This window comes from Candidatus Thorarchaeota archaeon, from assembly GCA_013388835.1.
Classification (GTDB): domain Archaea; phylum Asgardarchaeota; class Thorarchaeia; order Thorarchaeales; family Thorarchaeaceae; genus JACAEL01.
In genome coordinates, this window is record JACAEL010000094.1 from 1 (window position 1) to 16,549 (window position 16,549).

At 55.0% G+C, this 16,549-nt stretch carries 15 protein-coding genes; 6 read left to right on the forward strand and 9 right to left on the reverse strand.

The annotated features are described in order from the left end of the window. Positions 1–522 (reverse strand): hypothetical protein (locus HXY34_13775; protein ID NWF97201.1); only part of this gene is annotated, 522 nt, incomplete at its 3' end. Between the two features lie 579 nt (positions 523–1,101). On the opposite strand from HXY34_13775, the gene HXY34_13780 reads away from it, so the two are divergent. Both HXY34_13780 and HXY34_13785 read left to right on the forward strand, forming a co-directional pair. After that, positions 1,102–2,049 carry a MoxR family ATPase gene (locus tag HXY34_13780; protein ID NWF97202.1) on the forward strand — a complete coding sequence of 316 codons (948 nt, stop codon included), beginning with the start codon at positions 1,102–1,104 and terminating at the stop codon, positions 2,047–2,049. Next, complete coding sequence (locus HXY34_13785; GenBank protein NWF97203.1) at positions 2,049–4,565, forward strand: hypothetical protein; 2,517 nt, start codon at positions 2,049–2,051, stop codon at positions 4,563–4,565. The genes HXY34_13780 and HXY34_13785 overlap by 1 nt, the downstream gene beginning before the upstream one ends. On the opposite strand, the gene HXY34_13790 is transcribed toward HXY34_13785, so the two are convergent. Beyond that, positions 4,562–5,287: a hypothetical protein gene (locus HXY34_13790; GenBank protein ID NWF97204.1), complete on the reverse strand. Its 726-nt coding sequence runs from the start codon at positions 5,285–5,287 to the stop codon at positions 4,562–4,564. The genes HXY34_13785 and HXY34_13790 overlap by 4 nt on opposite strands. 147 nt (positions 5,288–5,434) lie before the next feature. Between HXY34_13790 and HXY34_13795 the strand changes: the two genes are divergently transcribed. Further along, positions 5,435–5,704, forward strand: coding sequence for a hypothetical protein (locus HXY34_13795; GenBank protein NWF97205.1), 270 nt, complete (start codon positions 5,435–5,437; stop codon positions 5,702–5,704). A gap of 118 nt (positions 5,705–5,822) precedes the next feature. On the opposite strand, the gene HXY34_13800 is transcribed toward HXY34_13795, so the two are convergent. Further along, the gene (locus HXY34_13800; protein NWF97206.1) at positions 5,823–6,761 is read right to left on the reverse strand and encodes an amidohydrolase family protein; all 939 of its coding nucleotides are present in this window, start codon (positions 6,759–6,761) and stop codon (positions 5,823–5,825) included. Between the two features lie 129 nt (positions 6,762–6,890). Here HXY34_13800 and HXY34_13805 point away from each other — a divergent pair, with 129 nt between their 5' ends. Further along, complete coding sequence (locus HXY34_13805; GenBank protein ID NWF97207.1) at positions 6,891–7,574, forward strand: hypothetical protein; 684 nt, start codon at positions 6,891–6,893, stop codon at positions 7,572–7,574. Positions 7,575–8,034: 460 nt separating this feature from the next. On the opposite strand, the gene HXY34_13810 is transcribed toward HXY34_13805, so the two are convergent. The 4 genes from HXY34_13810 to HXY34_13825 all read right to left on the reverse strand — a co-directional run bounded on the left by HXY34_13810 (position 8,035) and on the right by HXY34_13825 (position 13,104). Further along, positions 8,035–9,402: an amidohydrolase family protein gene (locus HXY34_13810; protein NWF97208.1), complete on the reverse strand. Its 1,368-nt coding sequence runs from the start codon at positions 9,400–9,402 to the stop codon at positions 8,035–8,037. Positions 9,403–9,406: 4 nt separating this feature from the next. After that, positions 9,407–10,894, reverse strand: a complete 1,488-nt coding sequence (locus HXY34_13815) for a hypothetical protein (GenBank protein NWF97209.1) — start codon at positions 10,892–10,894, stop codon at positions 9,407–9,409. Then, complete coding sequence (locus HXY34_13820) at positions 10,891–11,778, reverse strand: hypothetical protein (GenBank protein NWF97210.1); 888 nt, start codon at positions 11,776–11,778, stop codon at positions 10,891–10,893. Before HXY34_13820 ends, HXY34_13815 begins: the two co-directional genes overlap by 4 nt. 129 nt (positions 11,779–11,907) lie before the next feature. After that, positions 11,908–13,104 (reverse strand): DUF362 domain-containing protein, encoded by a 1,197-nt coding sequence (locus HXY34_13825; protein ID NWF97211.1) that lies wholly within the window; start codon positions 13,102–13,104, stop codon positions 11,908–11,910. Positions 13,105–13,368: 264 nt separating this feature from the next. On the opposite strand from HXY34_13825, the gene HXY34_13830 reads away from it, so the two are divergent. After that, positions 13,369–14,610 (forward strand): MFS transporter, encoded by a 1,242-nt coding sequence (locus tag HXY34_13830; protein ID NWF97212.1) that lies wholly within the window; start codon positions 13,369–13,371, stop codon positions 14,608–14,610. Between the two features lies 1 nt (position 14,611). Here HXY34_13830 and HXY34_13835 read toward each other — a convergent pair whose 3' ends face one another. After that, positions 14,612–15,160: a DUF106 domain-containing protein gene (locus HXY34_13835; GenBank protein NWF97213.1), complete on the reverse strand. Its 549-nt coding sequence runs from the start codon at positions 15,158–15,160 to the stop codon at positions 14,612–14,614. Positions 15,161–15,515: 355 nt separating this feature from the next. On the opposite strand from HXY34_13835, the gene HXY34_13840 reads away from it, so the two are divergent. After that, on the forward strand, positions 15,516–15,785 hold the full coding sequence (locus tag HXY34_13840) for a hypothetical protein (GenBank protein ID NWF97214.1): 270 nt from the start codon (positions 15,516–15,518) through the stop codon (positions 15,783–15,785). Positions 15,786–16,187: 402 nt separating this feature from the next. On the opposite strand, the gene HXY34_13845 is transcribed toward HXY34_13840, so the two are convergent. Next, positions 16,188–16,549, reverse strand: a 362-nt coding sequence (locus tag HXY34_13845; GenBank protein ID NWF97215.1) for a hypothetical protein, incomplete at its 5' end; no start/stop codon positions are given.

Sequence of the window (16,549 nt, forward strand, 5' to 3'; positions counted from 1 at the left end):
CATAAGGACAGGGTGCAGAGGAATTGCGTCTTTCCAGAGATGAGTAAAACACATTGTCCAGTTTCCGAAAGTCAGGTGGTAGTAGGTAGCCCTGTCGGCAGTCTCGAGCACAATGACTATGAAGGCCAATACCACGGATATGTAATCGATATTCCCTTTCCTGAACGCCGAATTAATGAATATGCGTCGATGAGTACCGTATTCCTCCAGGTCTGAGAATGCCTCCTTTAATTCCACTCTGGCTCTCCCCGATGATGCACTCCTCACGCTCAGTATCTGAGCAAGACCAGTGGTCATCGCTCTCCATTCTCTCGTGAGGAGCGCGACAGTCAGAATCCAGAGGAATCCCGAAGTGACCACATCTCCAGTGAGGAGCGACCACGGGCCCTTAGCGAAGAAGAGAAGTGTGGCCATCAGACCGTATGTCAGCAGTAGGACGACAAGACTGACGCGATAGTCCAGCCCGAGCCCGAAGCGAAGGTAGTATGCTACGGAGCTCTTGGCTGCCGGTTCAAAACGCACTCTCCCGTCTTGATAGTAAAGGTGGTCGGCAAAGTCTGACACCGACACGGTCAGATCCCTCTTTGTTCCGATAGCTAAGGGTTCAAGACGTGACCTGAAAATATAAACAGATTTCGTGTGGTGGGTTGGTCCCAGTGACACGCGTTTCGTTGTATGTCCTCCGTCGCTTGAACACAACAATGCCCGTGAGAGCCCTCAGTTGAGTCTATCATATGTCTCTGAGGCACAGTGCGCTCTGCTCTGCTCTTCAGTCATGCTTGATATGCCCAGTCAGAAAGAAGAAGAGACTTCACAGCGATGCAAGCCATGGAGAATCTCAACAACGATCACGAATCAGAGAGTTGATGTCTTACAGAGCGACACGCTGCGCACACAACACTGCATACTGACTCGCTCTGGCGCAGCCTGTACTCATGGCAGAGGCCGTCCAAGAGCCAGTGGTCAAGTCAACACGCTGGCAGTAGATGTACACCTCTTCGGCGAGACCGTTCCTCTTGTTGACACCAGCATATTGAACATGGTTATATACGGTGGGCACGGAACAGGTCAAAGGAGGAACAGACCGTGGGTGTCGCGAGAATGACCGGGAAGAAGACGCGTCCTCAGGGGCAGGACGAAGGTAGTACGTTCATTGCAGCGTTCCAGATGCGAGCTGATGCAGCCCAGACTGAGAAGGTCAGGATGGTCATCAAGGAGCAGTACAAGGACGCATTCGATGTCCTGTCAGACTGTGAGAATGCACGGCTCATTCCCGGGATAATTGGCCCTCCGGGAATCGGAAAGACACTGCTCCTCCGAGCATACGCAGACAAGAGCGAGAGAAGCTTCTCGTGGATCACGGGCGACGAGGGAGTTCGCCCCGCACACCTCATTGGTTCCTTCAACCCTGCCCTTGTGTTGAACAAGGGCTTCACTCTTGAGTCGTTCGAGCCCGGACCACTGCTCAAGACAATGGTGTCCGGTGGTGTCTTCGGTCTCAACGAGGCGAACCGCCTTCCCGAGTACGTCCAGAACTCGTTGCTTGAGCCCTTCGAAGAGTGGAGTGTCTATGTCCCGCGACTTGGCAGGATACGGGCCAGCGAGGACTTCTTTCCCGTATTGACAATGAACCCTGAGGAGATGGCAGGCGCACACCGGCTGTCCGAGGCATTGAGAGATAGGATAAGGGTCTGGATCCGCCTCGGCTATCCGAGAAAGGAGACAGAACTTGAGATTGTGAAGGTCAACTGTCCGGAGTATCACCTGAGTGACAGTGTGCTGGAGCTCATCTACAGACTGGTCAGCTCCACCAGACAGGACACGGACGTGGAGGTCCCTGCTTCGATACGTGCAGCGATATCGATTGCGCGGCTGTCCGCTGAGATGGCCCGGAGATCAGGTGAGGACGACCCGAGTCATCAGACTCTGTCCGCCGCTGCAAACTATGTCCTCACAGGTGCGCTCAGGTTCAGGCCCGGCATAGTTGCCGAGAACGCGGTTCAGAGCATCATCAGGCGCAGTCTTGCGTCGAGGGAGAGCGGGAGCTGATGGCAGAGGTCTCCGAGCCGCTCTTGCGACCCACCACTGATAACGTCCCGGAGTTCGCCTATCGCTTTGTGAGTGCGATGAGAACAACCCCTGACCTGCAGAGCAAGCCCACTGTCCGACAGACTCAGGCCATCGCTGGTCTCCTGTCTGCAAGGTTCTTTCGCAACGGGAAGCTCAGTCTTGATGACTTCATTGGTGCAGCTGTCTTCACAACCAACCCCGTGGACCAAGAGACAGCAAGGGCCGTGGCGGAAGAGGTCCTGTTCGGGAGGAAGAATACGACCCAGGAGCAGAAACCCGAACCGGAGAAGGTCGACTCAAGAGGCGACAGGAAGAACCCACTTCACAGCGTGTTGGAGACAATCAGGAGAGAGCGTGAGTTAGCAGAATGCATTGCCGCCGACCGTGCAGAAGCAGGTTACGACTTCCTCACACGCTTGAGACAGAATGCTGACGACCCGGTCTACAGAGCGGTCAGGGCCTACCTGAATGAGGGAGACATCATCCTCCGAGGGCTTACGAATCACCAGGAATTGTTAGAAGAGGTGCGTAGGGAGCTGATGAACCGGACGGGCAGTCTGACGGCCGCCGACATCCGCAACGCCCAGACACTTGATGCTCTCGACACCGTGTGCGAGTCTGGCAGTGCAGCAGAGAGGACAGCAGCACGTGCACTCCGAGGTGATGCGGATCTGCAGGAGCAGTTCGCGCAACTTGCTCGGGGTGACCCTGCGACCGCAGCCAAGGCGCTTCGACTTGTGGAAGAACTGGCCTCAATGAGTCACGAAGACCTTGAGGCGATGAGGACGGCACTTGAAGAGTCCCTTCAGAACCTGAGTGACCTCGCATCGTATGCTGCAGAACTGCATAGACTGCCTGCGGACATTCACAGGACACTGGAGTCGTCATGGAAGCAGTATGACCTGTCTGACGCGGCAGAGCTGGCACGGTCAATCTCAAGAGCGACGGGACAGGACATCACGGAACGTCTGCTGGAGCAGTACGACCTCAACTTTGAGCAGGCCAGAGACAAGCGAGTTGACATGAGCCAGCTTGCACAGACCGCGATGAACTGCTCGTCTTGGAGGAGCCTGCTGAGCAAGGAGACTCGTCGTCTGCTTCAGGAGGCAGCGGTCAGGTCTAGTCCCACTCAGTTCCTCACGCGAGCATTGTCGGCAATGGCCCAAGACACGGAGCAAGTTGACAAGAAGGACATGACGGAGCAGTGGGAGCAGGCCATGTGCCAGCTCGCAGACGCCGCAGTGTCCTACACGCAGTCCAAGAGTCAGCTACGACAGACTGTCCGACACCTCTCCGGCAAGGGCGTGACCGCTTCCAATACAGCTATTGAGGCCGCTGGCAGACGTCTGGGGCTCTCCGAGACTGAGATCGCGGAGCTTCTCAACCCGAGTTTCCAAGTGGTCAAGTCGCTGGTGCAGCAGGGCGTCAGGGACTTTGAACGGCTGTACGACCTGATGACGCAGTCAAGCCTGTCAGGCGCGCAGTTGAATGAGATTGCATCCATTGCGTTGCAGACGGACAACAGAGCGGCGCTGGGTGCGGTGGCACATCTCGACTTGCGTGCAGCCCTAGGGCTGACAAGGACTGGCAGGAGCGAGCAGTCACTTTCTCCTCTCGACCCCTCACGGGTGGAGAAGGTCCTCGATGGTATCTTGGGTGGACCAGCAACCAACATTGTGAAGATGTGGTATACATATAGAGAGGAGCTGCCCGCGCATATCAGGGTCAGGCTGCGTGAGATCGCAAGGAGAATGCTACTCGACCTGGGTCGGCAACACGCAAGGTCGACAGTGGGCTCATCGATGCTGGGTGGAGTCCAGGAGTCGACAACAGTCAGGCCCTTCAGGATAGGCGATGAACCGGACCTCATATCTCTTGAGGAGACCCTCGAGGCGCTTCTGTCGCAGGGCAGACACAGCTTCGAGGTCATCGACCCGGAGGACCTTCTTGTCACCGAGACCTGCCAGGGTCACAGAGCATTCTTCTGGGCGCTTGACAAGTCCGGTTCAATGGACCAACCAGAGAAGCTGGGAATGCTGTCTGTATCAGTGATGGCGGGGCTCTTCGCCGTTCAGCGCGACGACTTCGGAGTTGTCCTCTTTGATCACATGACGCATGTGGTCAAGACCGTGAGAGAACGACACGTCTCTGTTGAGAAGGTCGTCTCGGACCTGCTGGACATAAGAGCCGGAGGCGGGACTGGAGGAGCCAACTCGATGCGTCTTGCGCTGGAGAACCTTGAGGAGTCCCGAGCAAAGGACAAGTTCTTCGTGTTTGCATCGGACATGTACCTGTCAGACACAGCTCAGTGTGTAGAGCTGGCCCGCAGGATGCGACTGCAGGGCATCAGGATGATAGTACTTGTCCCCAGGCAGGAGAAGGCATGGGCTGAGGCCGAGGAGATCGCAAGAGCGGCACACGGCGTCGTGGTTGACATCGCATCTGTCGATGAGCTTCCTCACAAGCTGCTGACTGCAATGGACCACTATTACTAGGACGGAAAGCCCGGCCGCGGTGCAAGGCTCTTGTCCCTCGCCTCTACCACCCACAGCCGATAGGCGCAGATGTAGTCTGCTCGGTCGACGTGCAAGAATCGGGAAGAGAAGAGGGATCGCATGAAACGCGAATACCGATAGAATGGACTCCCGGGCGGCACTATCTCCGCTATGCAGTTGAGCTGATAGCAGTTGCTTGCAATGTCTGGGTCTGATGACCACATGAAGTGAAGGGTCACACGTGGATCTCGCTGTATGTTCTGGTGTGTCCCTGTACCGAACATCTCCACTGCACTGAGTCGAAATCGGTCAATCCTCCGTTCATCACAGAACAGGTCTCTGTATACATCTATGCGTTCAGCAAGTGTGTCTTCAAACCTGCGTCCCTGCCATCCGAGCAGGGTGCCCTCCAGCTCCTCAATCTTCTTCTCAATGATCTCGTCTGTCAGAGTTGGGCGGACAATCTTTGTCGCAGTGTTGACGTGGAACGGCCTGCCTTGGTTGCAAGTGCAGACGGTGGGCTTCATCAGGCTCGATGAGTATAGTCCGTTGAGCTGCTCTTCGGGAGTGGCTCCGTGGTCCACAGCGGCGGCAAGGGCCTGTAGAAGTCTGTCCGGCACAACATTGAGTGGATAGCTCACTACGATGTCACCATGTTCCACTACTATCCGCCTCAGATCTCTGTCAACGAGCTTCACACGGATGCCGTCTTGTTCATACACGTCACCGACCTCGCAACGCTAGTGACCCTGTTTGCGCTCCAGCTATGATGAGTCCAACCCATTAAGGCTATGTATCACGTAGCACTCGTGGCAAGAAGTGACTTAAGCATCTACTGAGACAGTGCGAGAAGCCAAGAGCGTGGTCCGATGATAGAGACCTTCGAGATTGACTCTGAAGCGAAGATGTTTCCATCTGAAGAGAATGTCCACAAGACCGATTCCACAAAGGTGCTCGTCTACATAGACCATGAGAACAAGGTCGTGTATCTGTGGCGTGGTGACCATGCCGGAGTCATGAAGAAACTTGTCGGAACCCGCATTGCTGCTATGCTGAGCCACAAGTATCCCGCGTACCGCATCAGACCCATCTCGGAGGGAGCTGAACCGGCGGCCTTTCGGGCGCTCTTGCAGACGTGACGGGCTCTTCACACTGGTCCACGGCGTTCGTGCAGTCCTGAACAGGGCCCCGATACCTTATCATCATGTCAGTGGGTGAAGAGTCTTCTGTGGACCCGGAGGACTCTTGCGCACGGTGCTATGAGGTAGAATAGAGCCGCTGTGCATTCTCCCAGTAGATTCTTCTCAGCTGGTCATCGTCAAGGTTAAGGCCATTGATCACAGTCCCACCGGAACTTGCAGTGTCGGTGTCGGGGAATGGCAGAGGCATGCCTATGACGTCGGACTCGAACAATATGCGTTCGGACTCGTATCTTCCCGTGTAGTAGCTCTCGTCCAGCGAGTTCGCCACGCAGTCTGTGCCGAAGAGTATCCTGTCCGAGTGTCTTCTGATGAACGCCCTGGCAGCGTTGACATCTTTGCCGAGTTCTCTCGCCATCCATCTTGCAGAACCGGTATCCACAAAGAGGTTTGGGTATCTGTCGAACATGCGCGAGAGGTTGGCAAGACGGTGGGTCTCCGGTTGCGCAGCAAAGTGCGCCACTTGGAACATGACTCTCGGCGACCTGCCAAGCCTATCCTCCAGCTCTTGAAGGTGTTCCTCTTTTGTACCATAGAGCTTCACGTCAGAATACCGCTGTGCATAGTATGTGTCCGGATCGCTGACATGGATTAGCACCGGCAGTTCGTCTTCCGCCAGCGCATCGAATACCGGGTCAAACAGCGGGCTGCTGACCGGTGGCGCAGACGAAGCGAGGTTCAGTCTCTGCGACCAGAAGGGGGCAAAGTGCATCTTGGCGACAGAGAAACCCTCTTCCCGCATTGTCCTTGCAGCTCTCACCGCAGACTCCGTGCCGTGTGCAAACAGGTCCGCACTAAGAAAGTACTTGGCAAAGACAAACATCCCCGGGAACTTGCGAGCGATTGGCTCAATCGGGTGGCCGTGGACAATCAGAAGAGCTCTTCGAAGTCCATGCTGCTGCCCCACTCTCACGAGAAGACCAAGGGCATCCATGTTGACAACATGCGTGTGTGCATCGAATATGGGACCGTCATATCGGAGCATGCTGCGGGACATGCACTTATGCCCCTCCCGGACCCTTTTCAAGTTCTTGCTATGCCCAGCAGTTCTGACCGTATTGACTTATAAGGGCCTGAGTCCGGTGAATCTGTGACCAACTGTTAGTTGGATTAGGACATGATAATCATGCACGCGCTACGAATACTACTAGTTGCAGCCCTTGCCGGAATGGTGCTGATGACTCCGGTTGCAGCGGCCACATCGCAGGGACTTGCATGGGGTGTCAAACTGAATGATCAGTTCAACTTTGATATGGTTGTCAACGATGTAACCGGAGATGACGATGTCGACGAAATCATATACCTGCGAGTGAATACCGCTCCAGATGTCATCCCTAACATCATAACCAACTGGACCGAGATTCCAGATGTTGATCTCGATTTCAAGTGGGTAAATGGCACGGACATGGGCTTTAGTGTGCTTATCTTCCTGTTTCTGGCACTGGTCGGTATGAAGTTCGCAGTTCCCATAGGCAACTTCACCCTGATGACACAACTAATCACATCCATTCCAGACTACAGTGAAAACATAACCATCATCAACGACTACTATTACTGGGGCATGAAGTTCTCCGGCAGTTTTCTCTCCAACAAGCTTGAAGTGACGGGATCATATCTGAAGAGCGATGGATTCCTCGCCAAATACCTGGTCAAGACATACAACGGAACGGCAATCGACAAAGAGATGAATATCATTAGGCAGGGTCTGCCGTCGGACATTCAGGTACTGATCATGAACAACATCCTGTACATTGGCATAGGCGTCGCGGTCCTTGTCATACTAGGTGCTGTTGTCTGCAAGAAGAAGTAGCTGATTCTCGAGGGGCTGCAAGTCCCCTCCTCCTCTCTTTTTCTCTCCACTTGTTTCCCTTCCCAGTCAAGTGTCAATGGACATAATCCGGTGAGACTCAAGAGCCCGCCGTCAAATGAAGCAGATGATACTTCTACCGGTCTCTCTCTGGGAAGCGATTCAGCACGGTTGACTATCCATGAGCGGAGTGACTCGTGCGTTCGTCTCGGTACCACTAACCATGAACAGTGACCAAGTGTTTCGAAGAAGAGGCATTTCAACTGCTCTCGGGATTGTGTTCTGAGTCTGCCATGCATGCATGACCGGACCAACGCTCAAAGCCTACCTGACTGACAGCGAACAGTGTGCCAGAAGATCAGGCCCCAGTTCTGTGCATTGTAGTTGTACTTGCCATAGCCAGCGCGAAGGCCGTACAGCAGTCACGGTTCTGGTCGCCATATGGGACAGAAGGAGGCGATGTTCAGTGCATCTTCGAGCCAACTCGGTTCCACAGGTCTCTTGCGCTCTGGCGGGAAATCTGCACAATACGGCTCTCATCGGCCAGTACAAGATGCCCTTTGCTTACAACAACGCGCCCGTTGACAATGACATGGGCGACATCCCGAGCTGAGAACGTGTTCACGAGATGTCCGACAACAGAGGAGCTCGTGAGCGGAGTGGGGACCCGTGATGCATCAAGGACGACCATGTCAGCCAGATGCCCCACCTCGAGACTCCCTAGTCTGTCTTGCAGACCGTAGCAACGAGCTCCGCCTGTGGTGGCCATTTTCCAGACCTCATCGGGTCCGATGGCGCTCGGACTGCCAGATGCCAGTCGATGAACCGTGAGCGCGCATCGCATGTTCTCAAAAGGATCGAACACCCAGCCGTCGTTACCGAGACCGACAGGAATGCCTCGACGCAGCATTGCCGGGACTGGTGCAGTGCCCACAGCATTGAGCATGTTCGACATGGGGTTGTGAGCAACAGAGGCTCCGGAAGATGCAATCAGGTCCAGCTCGTGGTCGTCGACATGCACACAGTGAGCCAGCACAGTCCGAGGCCCCAGTGCCCCGAGCCGTTCGAGTCGCTCCACGGTCCTCTCGCCATACCTCTCCAGATTGTGGTACAGGTCCACAAGCCCCTCCGATGTGTGAATGGTCAGTGGAAGACCTAGTTCAGCAGCCTGACTGACTGCGGTCTCGATAAGTCCGTCACTCACAGTAAAGGAAGCGTGAATGCTTGTCATCAGCGATATCAGGCCGTCTTTCGCATCCGCTCGTGCCGCGAACCGCCGTGCTTCTTCCAGTCCTATGCGTGCCTCTTCTTCGCTGTTCCTCTCGGTGACCTCGAATGCTATCATCGCCCTCATGCCGGTCTCACTGGACGCACGAGCTATGGCATCCAGACTCCCACGGATGGAGTTCGGTCCCGAGTAGGTATCTGCGAAGAATGTAGACCCCGACAAGAGCATCTGAGCTGAGGCCGCAAGGGCGCTGGCATAGGCATCTTCGACGCGGAGTGCCTCATCGACGGGCCACCAGACTCTCTGAAGCACTTGTGCGAAGTCTCCGGGCGGCGATATGCCCAAGTTAGCACCTCTGAGAAGAATCCCATACAGGTGAGTGTGTGCAGTGATCAGCCCGGGGACTATGACTCCGCCCGATGCATCAATCACTTGGTCAGAGGGCTCACTCGGGTCGCCCTCACCGATGTCAACGATTCGATTACCGTCGACTCGTACGTAGCCCCCCTCGACCATCCGCTCCCGCTTGTTGCAGGTGACCACCAGCCCATTCTTCACAACAATGCTTGCCATCTCATGTCCCTTCCTTGTTGACCTGACCATCACTCTAGAGGTCCAGGTCCACGTAGCCTATGGTGTCCTCTGAAGAACGGTACACTATCCCATCACGTTCAAGCTGCCGGATGGTCAAGTCGAAGTCACTCTCACTCACTCCGTCATTGAGGAGCCGTTCTCGGAGCACGGATATCTTCACGGTCCGACCCTTCTTTGAAACCTCCTTAAGCACCCTCACCACTCTGTCGGACACGGCCATGTCGGCTTCAGGTACGGATTCAGAACCACTTGGGACGGCTGAACCATCGTCATCGGGCCCAGAGACGTCTCGTCTCTTCTTGCGAAGCGCGGCGATGATGTCCAGCTGAGCTGAGGAAGAAGCTACGGACTCAAGAGGGGTCTTGGGTCCTCTGAGGTCCTCCAGGCTGACCCCGCGCTGTGCAACGTCCTCACGCTCCATCTCCATCTCTTCTTCTTCGGTAAAGACTGGGAACACATCTGTATCCGGAATCTCAACTCCAAGCCATGAAGAGTCGAGGTCTCCATTCTGTGGTGCCGCTCTGAGCAACTGCTTCCTGAATCGTCGCATGAGTCTCTTTCTCTGAGTCTCGATGTCTGACTGAGCGCATGCTGTTGTCCCGAGAATCAGAAGAGCACGGTCTGCAGCAGCTCGGACACGTGCATGGCTGTCCGAGACAAGGTAACCCAGTATCTGCAGCAGGATGGTGAACTTCGAGGAGGCAACATTGAGATGCTCGAGGAACTCCTGCTTGACACGCCAGTCAGGGTCGGCCATCAAGTCCATGATGAGGCCTGCGGACGTGGTGACCCCCACTCTGGCGACTCTGGAGGCAATCTGCACTCGCTCCTGCCATGACGCCTCCTTCATGAACGGCGCGACAAGCTGTATTGTGCGTTGGTCTAGCAGTTCCAAGAGGTAGGGGAGCAGTTCCCTCTTCTTTGTCGATGATTGTCTAATGGCAAGCCGGATGAGCTGCTCTCTGGCCGGCTCGGGAAACGAGCTCAGTCGCTGGACCGACCCCAAGGAGAGCGTTTCTATGTGGTCCTTGATGCGTGACTCGACCCATTTGATTGCCTTGGGACCGAGCAGTGCCATCAGTCCAAAGACTGTCGGCTGGTGTTCTCGACCCAGTCCGGTGAGTGCCTCAATCCATCGAGTCTGCTCTCTGGGATGTCTGGGTGGGCCCACGCGTTGCATGGACTCCTCGATGACCTGAAGTACCTGCTCTCTCTCTGCAGGGTTGATCTCACAGAGACCGGTGAACAGATCTCGAACGTACGGGCCGTATGCGTTACGACCGACAGTCCTTGTCGCCAGTCGACGCATTGTCGAGTCACTGCTCCTGAACAGGTCAAGTGCCTTCGCCAAGAGCGACTTGCCTGACTCGGCAGCAATCATCTTTCCGGCTGCAGTGTACCTGAGCGATGGATTAGTCGAGTCAAGGCCGGACACTATGCGCCTCAGTTCATCAACCCGCTTCTTCTCTAGACTTGTCAGGTCCGGAGTAGTCTTGCTCACGACTCGACCCCTCCCTTCTTGCTGCTCTTTCCTGCGCGCGGTCTGTCCGCACCACGGTCTGCGGGAACCACGGTGGCTTCCTCCTCGTCAATCACATCGCCATCGAGTGTTGCCTGCAACGTCTCAACCGGAGCAACGGCCTCGACCGGCTCAAGCTCAAGCTCGACAGACATTCGGTCAAAAGCCTCAAGTATCTGAGGGAAGCGCTGGTCACTCTCCGCAATCTCAGTCTCATGGATTGCCAGAGTGCGAAGCAGTTCTGACCCGTGGCTCGACTTCAGGAGTCTGACAAGGCTCACCTTCCCGTTCTTTGGCTCCGGTCGAGCTGCACGGAACTCGTCGAGCAGTGCACTCCTCAGTGCGGGCACTAGGGCATGGAAACCATCCCTAGTCAGTCCGGATACGAGCAGGAAGTCGGTCTTCTTCTTGGATATCTTCTCCGCGACCATTTCGGCGCACTTCTCTCTTGCCTTCCTGCGACCCTCACTCATGGTCTTCCCCGAGAGCACGATGCTGAGCAGTTCTCGTCCGCTGATGTCAAGTGCAAGACTGAGGCTATGAGCACCGATGACCCCAAACACAGAGTCACGGAGCAGCAGGAGGGTCTCAGACAGTGCGTCCTGTGACTCAAAGGCATCGGCTGATGACTCCAACATGGAGTAGACTCGATGCCAAGGGGCGACCTTCTTGTCTTTCCAGAACTCCTTCAGAGAGTCAGCAATCGCGTCAAAATCACCACGCCTGCACATGTCAGCGATGCCTTCGACAAAGGCGAGCCTTTTCTTGAGTGCAGACGGAGGAGCCATTTCCAAGACATCATAGGGGGTTTGATTGTTGGCTATATCCCTTTTCTGTGGTTGTATTCCCTCACGAGTACTGGACATGCGCGCGGTGGTACAGCTCGACAGTGGTGTCCCACATGCGTGGTCTCAATAACACTTGCGCTATGGAACACCTCCCGGACCCCCGGCGATACATTTGGTTCTTGCGTTGAGTCATTCTCGAAAGGCATCTCAATAGAATGACGGCGCTCTCTCGGAGACACCCGAAGGCGCTTTCATACTCATGGTCTCAGCCGGTGACAGAACCTCAATCAGGTCGTAGAGCCTCGAGCCCAATCCAAGCCGCTCAGCATACTCAACAACGATGTAGGGGTCTTTCATCGGACCGTGCAACCTCGCAAACGGATGTAGTGCATGACTTGGGTCAAGGTCTGCTCGTATGAATGGTGGAATGTTCCGCTCAATGAGACCCTCCTTCGCTATGAGGTCGAGAGCAGCAGTCTCTATGGCCACTATGTCGCGACTTGAGAGCACACCAATGTCGTTGATCACCACAGGCTGGCCAATACCCCAACAGTCGCAGTATGCGGTCATCTCTGTGAGAAAGCTGAGAAAGAAGACCTTGTTCTTGTCATAGCAGTCGAGAATCGCTTTGGCACCCTTTGCCATCAGCTCCTGAAACAGACTGAAGTTCTCCTTTCTGATTCTCAGGCATCCGACCCCTTCATCGGCTCTCACGCACTCCATGCACTGGTTGCACATATCAAAGCTGACTGTGAGTCTGTGGCTCTTCTCGTCGTACTTGATGCAGCGGTCTGGGCAAGACTGGACGAGCCGCTTGGCGTGTTCTGGAGTACACTTGTCCGAATCCCAGTACGGAATGCTCTCGTGGACCCGGTGGTACCTCTCCCAGCGCGACCGGGCGGAATAGCCTCCCAGTGAGATGTTCTTGATTGCGCCACCGAAGCCGCATGAGTTGTGACCTTTCACATGGGACAAGTCAACAAGCACGTCGGAGTCGTGTAGCACTCCTGCCATGTCGAGGGACTCTATGTTTCCAATCTTGACGGCGGTCTCATACGTGTAGCCATCCTTTATCCCCGTGGCAGGTACAAGTGGGCAACCGCATGTCTCCTCCGTGTAACCTCTGGATGCAGCATTGTAGACAGACGTGGCGGTGTCTGTGATGAAGGGATATGCGCCCTGGTTCTTTATCGCCTGCACGATGCGTCTGACAAAGAAGACAGGAACAGTCTGATAGCCATCATCGTTCCCGAGATGCATCTTCACTGCCACCTTGTCACGCTTCTCAATGGTCGAGAGGTCCAGTCGTCTGAAGACCTCGTCCACCTTTGCGGCAAATGAGGCAAATGCTCCTCTATTCCCATGCTGAACGGAGCCAAAGTACACGCTCGGTCTGTTGGTCATGTGTCTGGCATGTCGGCGCTTGGATTTGACTCTTGCTGGCAAAGTAACTGTAAGGAAGACTCCGTATCTGTGAGGCGTCAATTCCACAGCCTGCAGTTGAGGTGCCTAGGTGGGATGTTCGACAGACTCTATCTTGCCTGTATCAACGAGGCAAACCCATTGGGTGCCCTGTCCCTCCAGCCCAAGACAATAAACAGAGGCGGAACCATCAACAAGAGATAATAGCAGGCTGTTGGGCTGCCTCGGCGCGGAGACAGAGAAACAATGAGCGAGGACAAGTCCGAGACCCGACGTGAAGAAGACAGAGAGGTCTCATCCGAGGCTGACCAGACACAAGCGACTCCCGATCATGACCCTGTCCGTGCATTTGGTGCCGCATCATTTCTCAACGATACCGGCTCAGACATGATCAGTGCGGTGTGGCCGAATTACCTGAAGACATACCTAGGACTACCCTTTGTGTTCGTATTGGCCATCGATGGACTGGCACAGACTGTGACCGCACTGGCGAAGGTAAGCGCAGGCTATGCGTCGGACAGAACAGGGCGGAGGAAGCCGTTCATCATCGCCGGCTACAGCATGGCCTCAATCTCGCGGCTTGGCTTCGCACTTTCGACCGTCTTCTCACCAGGCCTCTTCCAAGCAGCTGCGCTAAAGACCATGGATCGGCTCGGCAAGATACGCGGTCCTCCCAGAGACGCAATTGTAGCCGACTGCGCAGAGAAGCGCCATCGTGGAAGGTCATTCGGTTTCTTGAGAGCCATGGACACTGCTGGAGCACTCTTCGGTTCCATACTGGCAGTGTTGCTCTTCGGCACTCTGGGCTATGCAGGGATATTCCTCCTGGCCACCATCCCCAGTCTCTTCTCGGTCCTCATCGTTCTGCGCTTCATCAGAGACAAGAGAGGAAGAGATGTATTCAAGGGAATCTCATTCAGGAATCTCGACAAGAACCTGAAGATACTATTGCTTGCATCACTGCTGCTGGCAATGGCGACATACTCGTACTCGTTCATAATACTCTTCGCCGGAGGACTCGGATGGGACGAGGCGCAAGCACCACTCCTCTATGTACTCTTCAATCTGGTCTACGCCGGAAGCGCGCTCCCGTTTGGAGCCGCCTCTGACAAGTATGGTCGCAAGTCAATTCTGCTGACGGCCGCTGTTCTGCTGGTCCTCACTTCATTGTGGTCTAACGTGGCAACCAACATGCTGATGGTGTTGCCGATGCTGGTTTTCTTTGGACTCGTCAATGGTGCACTTGACCCTGTCCAGACCACATTTGTGGCAGACCTGGTTGAGCCAGAGCGCAGAGGTACTATCATAGGTGGGTTTCAGATGGCCATCGGGCTCGCGGCTCTGCCAGGAGGAGTCATCATCGGGTATATTGCTGACGCATACTCACTTGTCACTGCATTCCACTATTCAGTCGTCCTCACAATGGCAGCCATCGTCTTGCTCCTGCTGGTCCGGTCACAGAAAGTAGAGCGGACTACCCCCGCATGAGCTACATGTAGTCCAGTTTGGCCCACTTCCGAATCAGACTGCCGAAGCTGAAAGACACAATCAGGTACCATGTGAGAAAGTACAGCCCAAAGCCGCCTGTGACCCCCTGCGACGTGCCGAGCCATCCATCGATGAAGAACAACCACTTCTGTGCGTTGAACGGCAGTATGGCGACAGGGGTCCCCTGATACAGAAGACTGAGCATCCAGAAGATTATGATGAATGGTATGTAGAAGATACACATCGGCTTCATTCTGGCACTCATCATCCTGGCCTGGATTGTCATGATATGGCTCTGCCCATCCATCACCTCTTGCAGCAGCACGGGATCCATCGTCTTGCGTGCCGCCCCCAGCTTCTGCTGCCACGCCTTGACCTCCGCCATGTCACTCCTGAGCTGCTCCATGTCGGTGAACCGCACAGTCGACCAAGTCGAAAAGAGAGCAATGAGTACGGACACGAATGCAACAAACACGGCCGAGTATGGAGGCCGAGAGACAAGGTCCAACAGCTGCATGGTCAGGGAAGCGATGTCGCCGAGTACGTCCATGTGGAGGACGGCCTGATGGCGCCATTTTAAGCATTCCTCCACAGCACCAGAACAGGCGCGTCCCGACTGAACACGAACTGTGCTATGTCATGTACTGAGTCGTAGGCCATCTGATTAGTACACGTTAAGTACTATGGGCGCCAAACACTAGTACACCCAAGCATGATTCTCGTCGAGTCTTCCGGATTCTTGACTCAGTCCAGGAGACACCCTTCTGTAGAAGGCCTGCAGAAAGCGCTACGACAACATACAGACACTACGTGTTTGGCCGATGTTTACGCGCCACCATGTGATTGATTTATATTCGGGGTGCGTTTACTGCAGAGTTTGTCTGCCGCCGGGAGGGCAAGACAAGATGCAAATGTTCACGAGAATGCTTAGACGACAGGGATTCTACAGGGTGAAAGGCACTGAGGATCCCGTATTCATGAAACACAACGTCGGACTAGGTGGCGTATACGTCCGACTTGACGACAAGACGGCCTTCGTGACCGTGAGAGACCTCGGTATCTCGGAGGAGTTCACCAAGGTAAAACAGCTTGAGAACTTCATCTCGGGTCTTGAGGACGAAGCATACAGGCAGAAGTGCTTCTTCGTCAGCAAGATGCGTGGGTCAGGATCCTAGGCCTATCGGAGTACTATATTCCTCAGTCCCTCACATCGAAAAGGAGGTCAGGGCACACGTTGTCCCTGACCCCACACTCTTTTGTCGCTCTGGTTCTCTCCGACTGAATGTCCCCCGGCCATGCCACCAGTATCTCTCTCGCGCTGAGTCACTATGCTGCTGTTCCAAGATATGGGCTGCACCGAAGCTCGCGCTTGGTATGAGTCGCCTCGGAGAGTGTCAGCATGATGCATCAAGATGCATGCCTGCTCTGAAAACTGAAGTCCGCTGCCACAAGTAGAGACGTGGAAATTGCACTAGGACAACGACACTTGCTCAAACTCCTCACAAGTCATGGCCTCGGGAAACCATGGGTGAGAGACATGCGTCCATCCATCGCATACTCAATATCATCACAGGACACTACAACCCACCACCACGACACTTGGGATCGGCATGTCGTAAGAGGTCCTTAATCTTTGAATCCGCCTCCTCTGGTGAGAGTCTTCTGAACTGTGTATAGTACCCCTGAAGCGTTCTCAGCATGGCGCTGAACTCCTCTGAATACGCAGTCTGTGCTCGCTTGTTAAGACAGTAAAGGACCTTCACATACTCTACAAGCACATCCTCGAGGTCATCTATTCGATTTGTCCTGCTGTAGAGTACAGCGAGGCTCTTCAGGGTGACCGCTAGGAATGGCTCGAACTGCTCAGGTGACCTCTCCGCAAGCCGCCTGCGGATCGCAAGGGCCTCCGTGTAGTCGCGCTCAGCCTCCTGTGGCCGAC